This is a genomic window from Leptolyngbya sp. PL-A3 (assembly GCF_039962325.1).
Lineage (GTDB): Bacteria > Cyanobacteriota > Cyanobacteriia > Elainellales > Elainellaceae > Vacuolonema.
On the sequence record NZ_JAMPLB010000003.1, the window covers coordinates 256642 to 269768 of the forward strand.

Below are 13127 nucleotides of genomic sequence, written 5' to 3' on the forward strand. Positions count from 1 at the left end.
AGGCCGTTAAGTAATCAATTCCTGGACTGTAGGAAAACTGGCTAAAAAGATGAAAACTTTCCTGATGGGTTTATAGAAATTTCTGAAAAGTGGGGATTTTTGAATTCAAAAATAACCTTTCAGTTTCTTTGTAAGGGTAAGACAGAAATTTGAATAATCTTGTTCCTCAAATTTCTCAAAATTGAGAGAGTGGGTAGCTGCATCTAATCGGCAGAAAAAGTTTCCTTAAAACTTATTCCTGGAAACACCTTATTATTTTTATTTCTATTAATAAAAATGTCAAGGTTTAGTTTCTACAGCGCTTTGCGCTTGAATAAAATGCAGCTATTTTTGTGAGAGCCTCGCGGAGCGAGGCTCTCACAAAAATAACTTGTACCTCATAGGCTTGAATGCTGTATATAGGTGGGGTAAGTCAATAATCATCATATTTAAGTGTGGATCTTCAGTTTCGCACTAGCTGGTATCAAAGAAGAGCGCCAGGCTTAGCCTGGTGTTCTTCTTTGGTTGCTGGATCTAACTGTTTAATACCACGATTAATGTGTGGTGAACTCAGCCATAGAAACAGTATTAGAGAGAGTGGTTTATTAGATGAGGGCGATCGCCACTACAGCAAACGCTACAGTTACAACCCAACGACTCACAACAGGAAATTCTTTCATTCAAGAATTCGATTTTATGTTGTATTTTTCCTGTTGTTAAGTATTTTGCTTCTACTGCATCTAACTCTATAGAAAAACAGTCTCAAGGCAGAGGTTTATCGTTGTAATTCATTCGTTTGATATATACCAAGTAATCCTCGATAAACCATTTAATCCAATGTCGATGTTCTCTTATAGCACTATGCAGTCACAACCAGGAAGTTTATTTTTGAGAAGCCTCAGTCGCGAAGCTTTTCAAAAATAAACTATCCTAACTACACTGCGTAATGCTCTATCTCCATAGAGATGGATAGAGAATGTTGTCAATCGAATAAATGGCCATTTCAACCCTTTCAAGATTGATGTACTTTTGTTGGATGTGTGAAAGGCCCCACACCTGGCAAAAATACATAAGTCCTGCCACTACCGTTGCCGGGAAAATAGCTATAACTTGTGCCACAAATCTAAAAAGAATTAATCGGATTCTGCGATCAGCGCCAAATCTTTTTCAAGTTCAGGTTGTGAATTCAGGTGGGGTTGGAGAACTTCCTGGGTGCGAGCCAGGGTTTGGGCCAGGTTAATGTCATCCTGAGTCAGTAGACCCACAACCACATCGGGGTGTTCTCGTTTGACAACGGGGAGTTGGTGAAGACCCCGGGTCGCCATGCGGGCGATCGCCTCTGACAATAACTCATCACTATAAGCGTAAACAACCTCGGTCGTGCAGAGATGCTCAAGCGGTTGCTGAAGAACAGTTTCTGCTAATTCTTCAGCTGGCCGAGTAACTAGACGGTTGATGTCATGCAGGGTAATGATGCCTGACAGTTGTTGCTCGTTGCCGAGTACCAGGGCACAGCGGCTCCTGTGATGGAGGAGCGATCGCCCGGCTTCTAGAAGAGATATATCCCCTGGCAAGATCAGAGGCATTTCGTACATGGCCTCGGTAACTCGCAGGGAGGGAGAATGATCGACAGCGGGCACGTCCAATGAGGTACCCTGTTGTTCTCCGTCCGAGTCCATTACGACTGCGGGTTGCAGCCGTTCCACCAGCCATACGCTAAGGCCGACCGCGGCCATTAAGGGCAACACAATACGGTAGTCGTGGGTGAGTTCAAACAGGAGCAGGATGGAGGTGAGCGGTGCCCGGACACTGCCAGCCAGCACAGCGGCCATGCCTACCATGGCATAGGCAGGAGGGGAAGCCATATAGGGATGAAGCGCGGGGAAGGCGATCGCCAGCATCTTGGCGTAGGCCGAACCAAGGGATGCGCCCAGAAACAGAGCTGGAGCAAATACCCCACCAACAAAGCCACTGCCAAAGCTAAGCGCTGTCATGAACAACTTCACTACCAGCAAAGCCAGCACCAGTTGCAAGGAAAATTGCACATCCTGCAACATAGACTCCACCGTTTCATAGCCCGGGCCTAGAATTTCAGGAAAATTCAGGGAAACTAGCCCAACCCCAATTCCTCCAATCACTGGGTGTAAGGATTGAGGAATCCGTGCCAACCATTGCAGCCCCGCCACTTGTCCATGGAAGGATTGTTGGGAGAACCCCATCAACTTCTTGTAAATCACGGAGACAAGGCTGGCTGAAAGACCCAGGCCCAGATATAGCGGAAGTTCCAACAAACTCCGCACTTCATAGGCCGGAAGTGAAAAGGCTGGCTGAAATCCCAGACCAATTTGCGCAATCCACGCGGCCACCACGGCTGCCAGTAACACAACGCTCACTGCTGAGGTGGCGAAGGTGGTTCCTAAAACGACTTCCAGGGCAAAGAACACCCCAGCGATGGGGGCGTTAAAGCCAGCAGCCAGGCCTGCGGCAGCTCCTGCCCCCAAAAGCAACTGCAAACGTTCACGGGATACCTGTAAAACCTGGCCCATCAGTAGGCTAAAATTCGCTCCAATTTCCACGCTGGGGCCTTCTGGGCCAAGGGATGCGCCACTTCCTAAAGAAATGGCAGCGGCCAACATTTTGCTAATGGGTTTAAGGGGGCCGAGTTCCCGTCCCTCTTTGACGGTTTCCATTAGGGCCGTTAAGCCCGGGCCAAAATCCTGTAAACGCCACCGCATCAGCCCTACAATCAGGCCGCCCAACAGGGGAATCAGGGCTAATGTCCAGTGTCCCCACGCCGACAGGTAGCCGTAAATATCCCCCAACATCACAAAGTGGAGAACCTGGGTGAGGAAACGAAACAATACCACCCCAGCTCCTGCCCCTGAGCCAATCAAAATAGCCAGCAGCAACACGACCGTCTCTGGGGCGGGTTGCAGGCGGTTAAATAGATGGGTAATCGTTGATGTGTGACTAGTGCCGGCCGTATGAATTGTTTCGGATGTTCCCTCAGATTCGGGGGTCAGGCTCATTGGGGTGGGTTGCAGGGCAGCAGTGGTTGTCTCACTCACCATTGTGCTGGATGAAACGTCTGAAGGGGAATGATTTTAGGGAAATTCTCTCCTCGCCTTAGAGCTTGCATAGAAGGTTGATTTTGCATGTTCTTGGGTACACAACGTTAACCTTGTCTCGCAAGAACTGCCCCCATACCTATCTGCTTTCCTAGGGCCTGTTAAATGGGCCATTTTTGTGTGTGAAGCGCACGAAAAATGACCCTTTCAACTAGTAAGCTACGGCCTAAGCCCGTAACCTATTTTTCTGTGGGGGTGCGAAGCACCCCCACAGAAAAATAGGCTATATATTTACGCCTCAGCGTACTAGTTTTAGAACACGTCTAGTGGAATTTTCTCCCTGTGCTTTCAGGGTGGAAGAAAATCCTGTGATGAGAGCCTCAATGGCTATAGCGAGATGATGTGCGGTATTTTGCTCTCACATCACCAGGCTTAAAGCATAGCCAGGGGGGTGGGGCCTTTTGGAGATGGAAAGGCTGCCTCCAATGACTCTAGCTCTGCGGAGGTGAGGGTCAGGTTAAGGGCGGCGAGGTTCTCGTCAATGTGGTTGATGCGGCTGGCTTTGGGAATGACAATAACATCAGGTTGATGGAGGAGCCAGGCGATCGCTACCTGTGCCGTACTCACTCCTCGTTGCTCGGCGATCACCTTCAACGCGGGCTTCTGTAGCAATCGCCCCTGTTCAATGGGCGAGTAGGCCATGATAGGAACCCCGTGCTGCCGACACCAGGGCAGTAAATCCCATTCTCCGCCCCGGCGCATCAGATTATAGAGAACCTGGTTGGTGGCGATCGCCTGCCCTCCTGATAACCGCCAGGCTTCCTGCATATCCTCGGTGTCAAAGTTACTCACCCCGTAGCTGCGAATTTTGCCAGCTTGCTGAAGTTCTTGAAAGGCCGCGAGGGTCTCGATCAGGGGTACGGAGCCACGCCAGTGGAGAAGGTAGAGATCTAGATAGTCAGTTTTGAGGCGTTTGAGACTACGCTCGCAGGCGGCGATCGCTCCCTTGCGCGAAGCATTATGGGGATAAACCTTGCTCACCAGGAAGACCTCGGAGCGGCGATGGGCGATCGCCTCTGCGATCACTTCTTCGGCTCCCCCTTCCCCATACATTTCTGCGGTGTCGATCAGGGTAAGGCCGTGATCTAGGCCATAGCGAAGGGCATCGGCTTCGGATGATCGCTGTTTCTGGTTTTCACCCATGCGCCAGGTTCCCATGCCTAGCACGGGGATGTCTTGTCCAGATGATAGGCGCAGTGTTTTCATAGCAGTTTAACCCAGGTTAGATAGCGGAGGATGCCATCTAAATTCCATCGGATTTATGATTTCTGCAATCCTCTTACTGTTGATTATCTTGGCTTTTCTAAGAGGGGTGAAGTGCCTCTTTAGGCTGAAGGCATAGCAAATATTTGGATTGAGGATGGTGTGTGGTTGGAGGATTAGTGCTGACTTCATATCTCTAGTGCTGCACGGCAGCACTTCACCTGTATTGAAGGTAGGGTGTGAAGCATCCCCCGCCTTCAAACGTGAGCAAACTTTAGGAGATTTCCAGCAATGAAATTACCTCCCAGGATGTTGTGCGTTGCCCGCTTAGCGGGCAACGCACAACATCCTGGGTAAATTCTTATGCAGAAACCCCTAAGGGGTTAAACCTTTGCGGTGCCGATATACATAACTGACGTATCGTCATCAAAGCGAATGCGAAAATTGCCAGTTTTCCAGTAGTGACGGAGGGTGGTGAAGTATTCCAGGGGATTACTGCCAAACAGGTTAAAACCGTTGAAAGAGATGCTTGAAAAAGCTTGTTGTTGCAACAACTGGGTCAGTTCTTCTGGGGTGATGAACTTCTTCCAATCATGAATTCCTTGAGGAATTTCTTTCAATAAATCCTCCAAAAGCCAGATCATCACCAGGCGAGACTGCCAGGTACGATTGAGGGTGTCAAAACAGAACAGTCCGCCCGGTTTAAGGACACGACGGATCTCTGCCAGTGTGCTGGTGGGGCTGTCTACATGTTCCAGCACATCGACACAGGTGACGATGTCGAAGGTGCGATCGCCCCACGGCAGTTGTTCCCCAACACCATGCTGATAGGCAATCGGCAAACGCTCCTGATCTGCGTGGGCCTGGGCTGCCTGAATACATGCGGCGGATTGATCAATGCCCCAAACCTTAGCGCCCCGATGAGCTAAAAACTCGCAGGTATAACCGCCTCCGCAGCCTACGTCCAGCACGTGCAAGCCATTCCAGTTGGGGACGAAGCGATCAAAATATTGGAATCTCAGGGGGTTGAGACGACGGAGAGGGTAAATTTTGGCGGTTTCATCCCACCAATGGGCAGCCTGCGTATCGTAGAAGCTTAGATCGTTACGGGTAATTTGAGTTCGCGGCATTGTAAATGGGACGAGGAGAAACGATGGGTGTTTCAATCATTATCCCCACATTGAATGAGGCGCGCTGCCTGGAACGGACGCTGCGGTGCTTGAGCATTCTGCAACCACCGCCGCAGGAAATCCTGGTAGTGGATGGGGGGAGTGATGATGAAACCGTAGCGATCGCCGCCCAATTCTCCGCTACAGTTCTGCACTCGAATCGAGCCCAACGCTCCACTCAGATGAACTTGGGGGCAACCCACGCCACCGGAGATTTTCTCTGCTTTGTCCATGCCGATACCCTGGTGCCAGATGATTTGGTGGTGCTGGTGGATAAGGCTCTGGCGGAGGGGGCGATCGCCTGCGGAGGTTTCATCTCCATCATGGCGGGTACCCATGTCACGCGTTGGGGTATCACGCTGCATAACAGCTTAAAAACCTACTACGCTCCTCTGTTATTTCGTCCCCATCTGTTCTTTCGCAACGGTCTGCGGCTTTTATTTGGCGATCAGGTAATGTTTTGTCGGCGAGAGGATTTTCTGGCCTGTGGTGGGTTTGATACAGAAATGCCCATTCTGGAAGAGGCCGATTTATGCCTCAAATTGTGCCGTCTGGGACCCATACAGCAGTTGAATCGAGTGGTGCAGTCGAGCGATCGCCGGGTTGCCTATTGGGGGCCACTTAAGGCGAATTTCATCTATGCCATGATTGGCTTCTTGTGGGGATTTGGAGTGCCGGCTAAAACCTTGAAGCGATTCTACGATGAGGTTCGCTGATTCAGGCTCCAATCGTACGGCAAATAGCGCACTGTCGCCGTTTCAGGAATCTCTACACCCGAAAGATAGCGCTGAATATAAGCCGGGATAGACGGAGCCACCTTCAGGAAATCCTTGCCATACCACTTGAGAATTTTGCTGCAATAGAGCGTTCGAGAATCGGCATCGTAGCGCACTTTGGCAGGATTGTGGATGAACCGCTGAGCATCCTCCTCCAGTTGCTCTTGCACCCGGTCAGCCCAGTATGCGCCGCTACGCAAGAGCGGGCAGCCGACCGCCGCGCATACCAGGGCAAAGTGGATGCGCGGTTCGGTAAAGTGTTGCCGCAGAATGCCATGTTCAATCTTGTTGAGGCTCAACGATTGGTTGTTGAGGGAGAAGCGCGATCGCTCAAAAAATCGCAAAAATGCTAACCAATTCGGTACTCCCAGGAACTTGGGCAGGATTGAATTAGTTGGATAGCGCATCAACACTTGTTCAATCACCAGCGCGTTGTAAAGGTTGATCAGCAAAGCCAGTTGGGTATCGGCAGAAAGGTCAGATAGGGAAATGGGCTGTACTGACGCTAACCATTGCCGTAAATCGGTCTGAGCTTCTCGCTGCCAGCGGCCATAATTGACGCGGCCTTCTCCGTCTACGTAGGCTTTGAGTAATGCATCCAGGAGGGCAAAATTAACCATGATGAGTGTTCTAATCTACCTGCATTAAACCGTGTATGGTGCGATCGCCCCTCCACTTCCTCCGACACCAGGCCTGGAAATCCGTGAAACGGATGATCCACAATAAATTTCCTAACGCCCCTGCCATTTCGACAACATCCCTGGCAGCGTGGCTCCAGTCGGGTACACAACCTGCTCCTATTCTGCTGGATGTTCGTCGTCCTGAGGAGTTTGCCGTCAGCCATCTGCCCCATGCCTATTACACACCCAATCTGGATTCGGTGCGTGCTATGGATTTATCCCTGGATACACCTCTGGTCGTCTACTGCTCTGTCGGTTACCGCTCAGCCCGCCTGGTGGAACAGTTGCGGGCGGCGGGATTTACTCAAGCTGTGAACTTGGAGGGATCGATATTTCAGTGGGCCAATGAAGGGCGGGCGATCGTCCAGGCAGGTCAACCCGCAAAATTCGTCCATCCTTACAACTGGCTTTGGGGATTGCTACTGAACGGAGATATCAGAGGGCGTTCGAGTTAACCGCTCTTGGCAATCGACGTCATCCCGTTTTTATATGAAGCGGTACAGAATGAGAAGTATGGTGCGGCGTCCCACACCTCCCATCCTGTGCCGCTTTATATTTGCTTGGTATCAGGTTTTGGAACAGACCGATACAGTTTTTCTAAAGCCTTTGATTTTGCGTATCCTTAGCGTACGCAAAATCAAAGGCTTTAGAAAAACTGTCCAGAGTATTGTGAATGTATCTATTACATCAAGCCACCTTTATTGATCAAACTAAAGGATACGGCTCGCAAATCCTGAAAACTAACTAGAACGACTATGAATCACGCACGGATCATCCTTACGGATCATCTTTCAGTTCATCCGTTAGCGCTATTCTGATCTGTACCGTGAATAAGATTGATCAAGCCTACGAACATTTCATGTATACGACCCTGGTAGATCTGGGAGGCTGGCGGGCATTCGCTTGGAGCAAAGCCTATCGTCCGCCCCATGTGACCTAATCATGGGTTGCACCTTCTTCAGACTCCATTGGCGTGGGCAAATCCTCGAGTTCGATATATACACTAGGGACACTTCAAGGAAACCTCGAACCCTATGACTAAGTCCCCTTCTTTCCCTATCCAGGCGGTTATTTTTGACCTCGACGGTGTGTTGACGGATACGTTGGAATTTCACTACCTGTCATGGAAGCAACTAGCCGACGAAGAGGGCATCCCCTTCGATCGGGAAGCCAACGAAGCCCTGCGAGGGCTGACGCGGGGCGAGTCATTGCGCCTGGTGCTACAGGGTCGAGAGGTGGGGGACGAAACCTTCCAATCCATGATGGAGCGAAAGAATCGCTATTACCTGGAGTTAAGCCAGAACATGACGCTGGATCATGTGTTGCCGGGGGTACTGCCCTTGCTAACAGAACTACGAGCAGCAGGGGTTCGGATGGCACTTGGGTCAGCTAGTCGGAATGCGCGGGCCGTGGTCCAACGACTGGGCATTGCTGAATTTCTAGATGTAATCGGCGATGGTTCCTGCGTTACCCAGTCTAAACCCACTCCCGATATTTTCCTGTATGCAGCCACTCAGCTTGGCCTTGATCCGGCTAACTGCTTGGTGGTAGAAGATGCTGCCTCAGGTGTCGAAGCAGCTCTACGAGCAGGTATGTGGGTGGTTGGTCTTGGCCCTGAAGAACGGGTTGGAGCAGCCCATCTAGTGTTTCCTAACCTGGAGGGGGTGCATTGGGTAGATGTGGTTCATAAGCTGACCTACCAGCGGAGAGCGATCGCCGCTACGTAACCCACGGTTACTTCCATGCTCGATGGCAAACTCAGCCCTGCTTCAGCGATCGCAACAACTGTGTTGGACGAGCAAATCGCACTTCATCGTAGCGATCGCGATGATGAACAAAAATATAGTGCTCATATTCGTACCAGTGCATCTCGCCTTTTTCCTGGTTGCAAATGCGGCAAATGACCCAGAAGTTTTTGAATTCTAGGGAGAGCCAGGGGTATTGGGCACGGGGCAACTTGTGGTCAATGGTGCGGCCATCGCGATCGCTAAAACGATAACCACAGATGGGGCACAGCCGCTCAGAGTTGTCCTTAACCCATTGCTTGCTTTCAGGTGTTGTGCCGCATTCGCTATCGCCATTTACATAACGCCAACGGTCAAATTGGCGATAATCCTCAAAGTCTTGTTGGGTCAATTTGTGATAGCGTCGCTTGCCAACTTTGTCAGCTATCTTGAATAGATCTTCCAGCTTTTTGTCGTTCAAATCCATAGCTTTGCTGAGAGGCTGTAATTGGAAGACAATTAAGAACGCTTTCGCCTTGTAGTGGGCTTGGCCTGTTTGCCGTAATCGATGGACTCAATTTCGGTGTCAGGAAATTGGCGATCGATAGTGTCAGCGATCGCTTCAACCTCTGTAGACAGCTGCTGTTGAAATGCTTCAATTTCCTCAGGAGTCTGATATTTATTGCCAATCTGATCAGCTTTTAGGAACAGCTCCTCCAGGGTCGGCTCATCAGAGTCGGGTTCTGCTAGTAGCTCATTAATCTTCTGGTAAAGCTGAATGATGTTGTCCCAGCCTACATTTCGATAACCACTTTCCTTTAACCATTTTTGCTGTTGTTTAGGCAGCTTACTCTTGCGATTCGAGTTAGATCGCTGTACATCGCGATAACTCATGCCGCTAAACGATCGTTTTTTGCTTTGCTTAGGTTTCATAGGGCCAGCTTCTAACCCAAAGTCCATCGGAACAGCCGAATCATCGCCTTACGAATCTCGCTGTCCTCATATTGCAATAGCAGATTAATATCCTGGGCGAGTTTCAGACGAATTTGGTCAACTACATTTTTCAAGTCTTTATTATCTTTTTTGAGCTGTAGATTTGCCTCTACCAGCTCATTATTTTGAGTGCTTAAAAATGTGACTTTTGAGGAAAGCTCCTGATTCTGGGCCATCAGGCCATTAATTTCAGATTCGAGAGACTGATGGTCTTGCAAAAGTTGCTGTCGGCGATCGCCTAAAGATTCCTTCGCTAGCTCTAAGTCTGCAATATTCTTCTCTAGTTCCTGATACTCTAATTGAAGCTTTTCCAGCTTTTTCTCGGCTTGGCTTCGTAATGCGCCAAAGTTCCGATTCTTTTGGCTCAAATCTGAGTTTTTAGAGATAAACGATTCGACCAGTCTTGTGGCGCTAGGCTGGTTTTGTAGAATGCCTAAAATTTGCTCACAGTCTTCTATTGTTAGAGACTGGCTAATATTCTTATTGATGCCGTATTTTTCTTTGAGCAGATCCTGGAGTTCACTCTTTGATGGCATTGACCATACCCTTCAGCTGTCTCTCGTCTCAGCCTAACCCAGAGAATATTGGGAAGGCAAATAAAGATTGAGCTAGCACAGCTTTAAGCGTGAAGGTTTCTACGGCAACACCTCTTTAATAGAGAAGTCGTCATCTAAATCGTTGGCTCGGCTAAGGGTGTGTAAAGGCTTCGCCGCATTCGAGGGCCAGCCGTCCTCCCAGATCAGTGTGAGAAGGGCTCGTCGCCGTAGCTCTAGCATTTCGAGGGCTTCTTCAAATTTATGGTGGCTGACGGTTGGGATGCCGTAGGCCCGCAACTCCTCCAGGGAAGGAGGTGGAAGGCAATGCCTGGATGGCTTGAGATAAGCAGAGGTGAGAGTTTTAAGGAAGGAGGCATTGGCACGGCGGAGGGGGCCAATGCTGGCAGGGTCAGGGCGAACGCTGGTGCTAACCCCATAGCTCAGCAGTGTCAGGGCCTCATCTAGAGCTACCAGACTGAGAGCGAAGGAGCGCGATCGCTCCGCACTATGGAAGTAATACAGAATGGGGTAGGTCACATGCTGCTCACCCAGCAAGGTAATTTGTGACGTAAGACTAATGAAGTGCTGGTTGAGCTGTCCAAAATCTTTCCCATTCCAGGCACGAGTGAGAATTTCTTCGGGAGTGCCGCCCAGAGATGAAATGTAGAGGGCCAGTTGCCGCTTATTGGTTGCAGCAGAAACAACCGGCAACAGGTAGGTGATGATCAGCGAGAGTAAGGCGAAACCACTGATGGAGGCGATCGCTGTTGCAAATTGCCAGAAGGTATTGCTCGGCTCAAAGTCCCCCAGGCCCAGGGTTGAAAGGGTGTAGAGGACGAAATAGATGCGTTCCCAGAGGTTGGCATATTCCCCCGTAGAGGCTTTCACCAGTGCCTGATCGGAGGAGCTAAAAATGAGGCACCATCCCAGAAATGCCAGGGAAAACCAGAGCCAGGCTGTGAAAATGAGCAACAGCCAACTAATCAGAAAAAGCAGATGATGATTCGGATGCCAGTGATGGATCCGGAGCACAAACCTCCAGATTTTACCCAAAATGCGATTGGTCAAAGGACCACCGCCCCCCAGAATTAACGTGGTGACCAGAACATCAACGAAAACAATTAGCAGAATCAGAGCGCCCAGGAACAGCAGCATGAATAAATATTAAGCAAGGTTCCCGAATCACCATAGGACAAAGCCCCTAAAGGGAACCTGTATCCCAGGGTTAATCTAAATCTAACGTCAGTTCGGGATAAGCCGAACCGCCCATTATTGCGTGCTCGACACGCACGCAATAATGGGCTTTTTCGAGTGCCGCGCGAAGCGCGGCACTCGAAAAAGCCCATAACCCGAACTGAGGTTAAATCTATAGAACTTTGCTCATTGATTCGGTAGGTAGTGTAGGACACTTCGCGCCCTACACTACCTACTGAACGCGGTTGTACGCTGCTGTAGTCGTGCATGTAAAAGACTTCTTGCATGAATTGTGGTGGGGCGAAGTCGCGCCACAATTCATGCAGATGCAGCATGCAGCGTACCGCATCAATCCCTCAAAGTGCTGCAAGTGGCTATTCTGCAGTCGTTCCCTCTAAAGTTTGGATCGTTAGAACTTGGGGGGGAGTTGCATCCGGTGGATAGAGGAAGCGGATGCGAAATGGACGGCGGTTGTTGGGAGGAATCGTCAGCACAGCCAACGGTTCACTGCGATCGCCTCGCCGCTGCACTAAATGGAAGTAGCGCTCCTGAAAGGCTCCCTGCTCATCTCGGTAATTAACTTGCACACTGCCCCGGAAGAAGGTTTGGGTCGGCAACGTTTCAAAAAAACGCAGCCCATTCTGACTCAAGACATCCTCCTTAATGGGAGTTTGCAAGCTGACGGCAACGCGTTGGGTTGCATTTGTGGAGTTCTGCAATGGCAGAGTCAGATCATACTCCACGCCATAATTTCCGTGAGCCTGATATGCCGTGTCAGGATAACGCACCCGCATGGCTGCGGTTTGCACCTGTCCTGTTCCCTGGCGGCCCCGAACTAATGTGCTGAGGCCATAGGAATAGACTGTACCTCGTGCTGGAATGGTCAGGGACTGTTGGTTTGAAGTATCGGTTACGGTTGTCTGCCAGCGAGAACCAACGGAAACTCCGGCCACCCGACCATAGCGGAAGTTGCTGGTAGCATCGAGGGCTGAAGGGGGGAGATCGCGCGGTTCTGATAAATTGCCAGATTGGAGGAGCGATCGCCACTCATCCAGGGTTGGGGCTCGTTCGCTACCATCGGCGTTGCGTTGGGCAAACATGGCTAGACTTGCCACATAAACGGGTTCTCCCGGGTTCCGTAATCGCATATAGGTCGAACGGCCATTCAGTGGCGGTTCTAACCCTGCTACGGGAATGGGGGCATTTAATAACAGTGTGTAACCGCCTGGGGGAATTTCGACCACGGGAGGCAGGCCGAGCCGTTGCCGCCCTCGGAGAATATCGCTCATCACCCGGCTACCTGGCCCAGCATAGACATCCCCGGTTGGGTCTTCCACAAGGGGAGGCAATGTTGTGATAAACGGGGCATCAGGCTGGCTTAGATAACTCGCCCCCTCCAACACACTCAGCCGTACAGATTGCGTCCCAGGATTGTGGACCAGGATGCCCAGGTACATGCTCCTCAAATCCTCAGGTGTCGACGCTCCATAGACGTGATGGGCGAACACATCGAATCGTCCTGTGAACGGTACATTGAGATGGGCCGCTGGATTGGCTTTACCTTCGGGTGGAAAGGTTGAAAGCAAAATGCCTTCGCCACCAATTTTCTCGGGGCTGTTGCTATTGAACACAGGGACTGTGTCCAGAGCCCCTGGTAGGGGACGTACATCTTGAGGTTGCACAATTTCAGGGGGCGAGGGAGCAGCCTGAGCGACCATAAAGGCAGCAAGGAGAGAGAGCATGAG

The 13127-nt window shown here is 50.5% G+C and carries 12 protein-coding genes; 3 read left to right on the forward strand and 9 right to left on the reverse strand.

Annotation, left to right across the window (positions count from 1 at the left end):
• Positions 1-1112 precede the first annotated feature (1112 nt).
• The 3 genes from NDI52_RS04565 to ubiG all read right to left on the reverse strand — a co-directional run bounded on the left by NDI52_RS04565 (position 1113) and on the right by ubiG (position 5440).
• Positions 1113-3008 carry a chloride channel protein gene (locus tag NDI52_RS04565; RefSeq protein WP_190770166.1) on the reverse strand — a complete coding sequence of 632 codons (1896 nt, stop codon included), beginning with the start codon at positions 3006-3008 and terminating at the stop codon, positions 1113-1115.
• A gap of 471 nt (positions 3009-3479) precedes the next feature.
• Positions 3480-4313 carry an aldo/keto reductase gene (locus NDI52_RS04570; protein ID WP_190770142.1) on the reverse strand — a complete coding sequence of 278 codons (834 nt, stop codon included), beginning with the start codon at positions 4311-4313 and terminating at the stop codon, positions 3480-3482.
• 380 nt (positions 4314-4693) lie between these two features.
• Positions 4694-5440, reverse strand: a complete 747-nt coding sequence (ubiG, locus tag NDI52_RS04575) for a bifunctional 2-polyprenyl-6-hydroxyphenol methylase/3-demethylubiquinol 3-O-methyltransferase UbiG (protein WP_199308019.1) — start codon at positions 5438-5440, stop codon at positions 4694-4696.
• A gap of 23 nt (positions 5441-5463) precedes the next feature.
• Between ubiG and NDI52_RS04580 the strand changes: the two genes are divergently transcribed.
• Complete coding sequence (locus tag NDI52_RS04580; RefSeq protein WP_190770143.1) at positions 5464-6195, forward strand: TIGR04283 family arsenosugar biosynthesis glycosyltransferase; 732 nt, start codon at positions 5464-5466, stop codon at positions 6193-6195.
• On the opposite strand, the gene NDI52_RS04585 is transcribed toward NDI52_RS04580, so the two are convergent.
• Positions 6177-6875: a DUF547 domain-containing protein gene (locus NDI52_RS04585; protein ID WP_190770144.1), complete on the reverse strand. Its 699-nt coding sequence runs from the start codon at positions 6873-6875 to the stop codon at positions 6177-6179. The genes NDI52_RS04580 and NDI52_RS04585 overlap by 19 nt on opposite strands.
• 35 nt (positions 6876-6910) lie before the next feature.
• Here NDI52_RS04585 and NDI52_RS04590 point away from each other — a divergent pair, with 35 nt between their 5' ends.
• Together NDI52_RS04590 and pgmB are read left to right on the forward strand one after the other, a co-directional pair.
• Positions 6911-7390, forward strand: coding sequence for a rhodanese-like domain-containing protein (locus NDI52_RS04590; RefSeq protein WP_190770145.1), 480 nt, complete (start codon positions 6911-6913; stop codon positions 7388-7390).
• Between the two features lie 579 nt (positions 7391-7969).
• A complete protein-coding gene (pgmB, locus tag NDI52_RS04595; protein ID WP_190770146.1) occupies positions 7970-8662 on the forward strand; it encodes a beta-phosphoglucomutase in 693 nt (230 codons plus the stop codon).
• Between the two features lie 31 nt (positions 8663-8693).
• On the opposite strand, the gene NDI52_RS04600 is transcribed toward pgmB, so the two are convergent.
• The 5 genes from NDI52_RS04600 to NDI52_RS04620 form a co-directional block, all read right to left on the reverse strand.
• Positions 8694-9146: an HNH endonuclease gene (locus tag NDI52_RS04600; protein WP_190770147.1), complete on the reverse strand. Its 453-nt coding sequence runs from the start codon at positions 9144-9146 to the stop codon at positions 8694-8696.
• Positions 9147-9178: 32 nt separating this feature from the next.
• Positions 9179-9592, reverse strand: a complete 414-nt coding sequence (locus NDI52_RS04605) for a hypothetical protein (protein WP_190770148.1) — start codon at positions 9590-9592, stop codon at positions 9179-9181.
• Positions 9593-9603: 11 nt separating this feature from the next.
• Positions 9604-10188, reverse strand: coding sequence for a hypothetical protein (locus tag NDI52_RS04610; protein ID WP_190770149.1), 585 nt, complete (start codon positions 10186-10188; stop codon positions 9604-9606).
• 99 nt (positions 10189-10287) lie between these two features.
• Positions 10288-11343, reverse strand: coding sequence for a potassium channel family protein (locus NDI52_RS04615; protein WP_190770150.1), 1056 nt, complete (start codon positions 11341-11343; stop codon positions 10288-10290).
• 413 nt (positions 11344-11756) lie between these two features.
• Entirely contained in the window at positions 11757-13124 is a 1368-nt protein-coding gene (locus tag NDI52_RS04620; protein WP_190770151.1) for a DUF3370 domain-containing protein, read from the reverse strand.
• Positions 13125-13127: the final 3 nt, after the last annotated feature.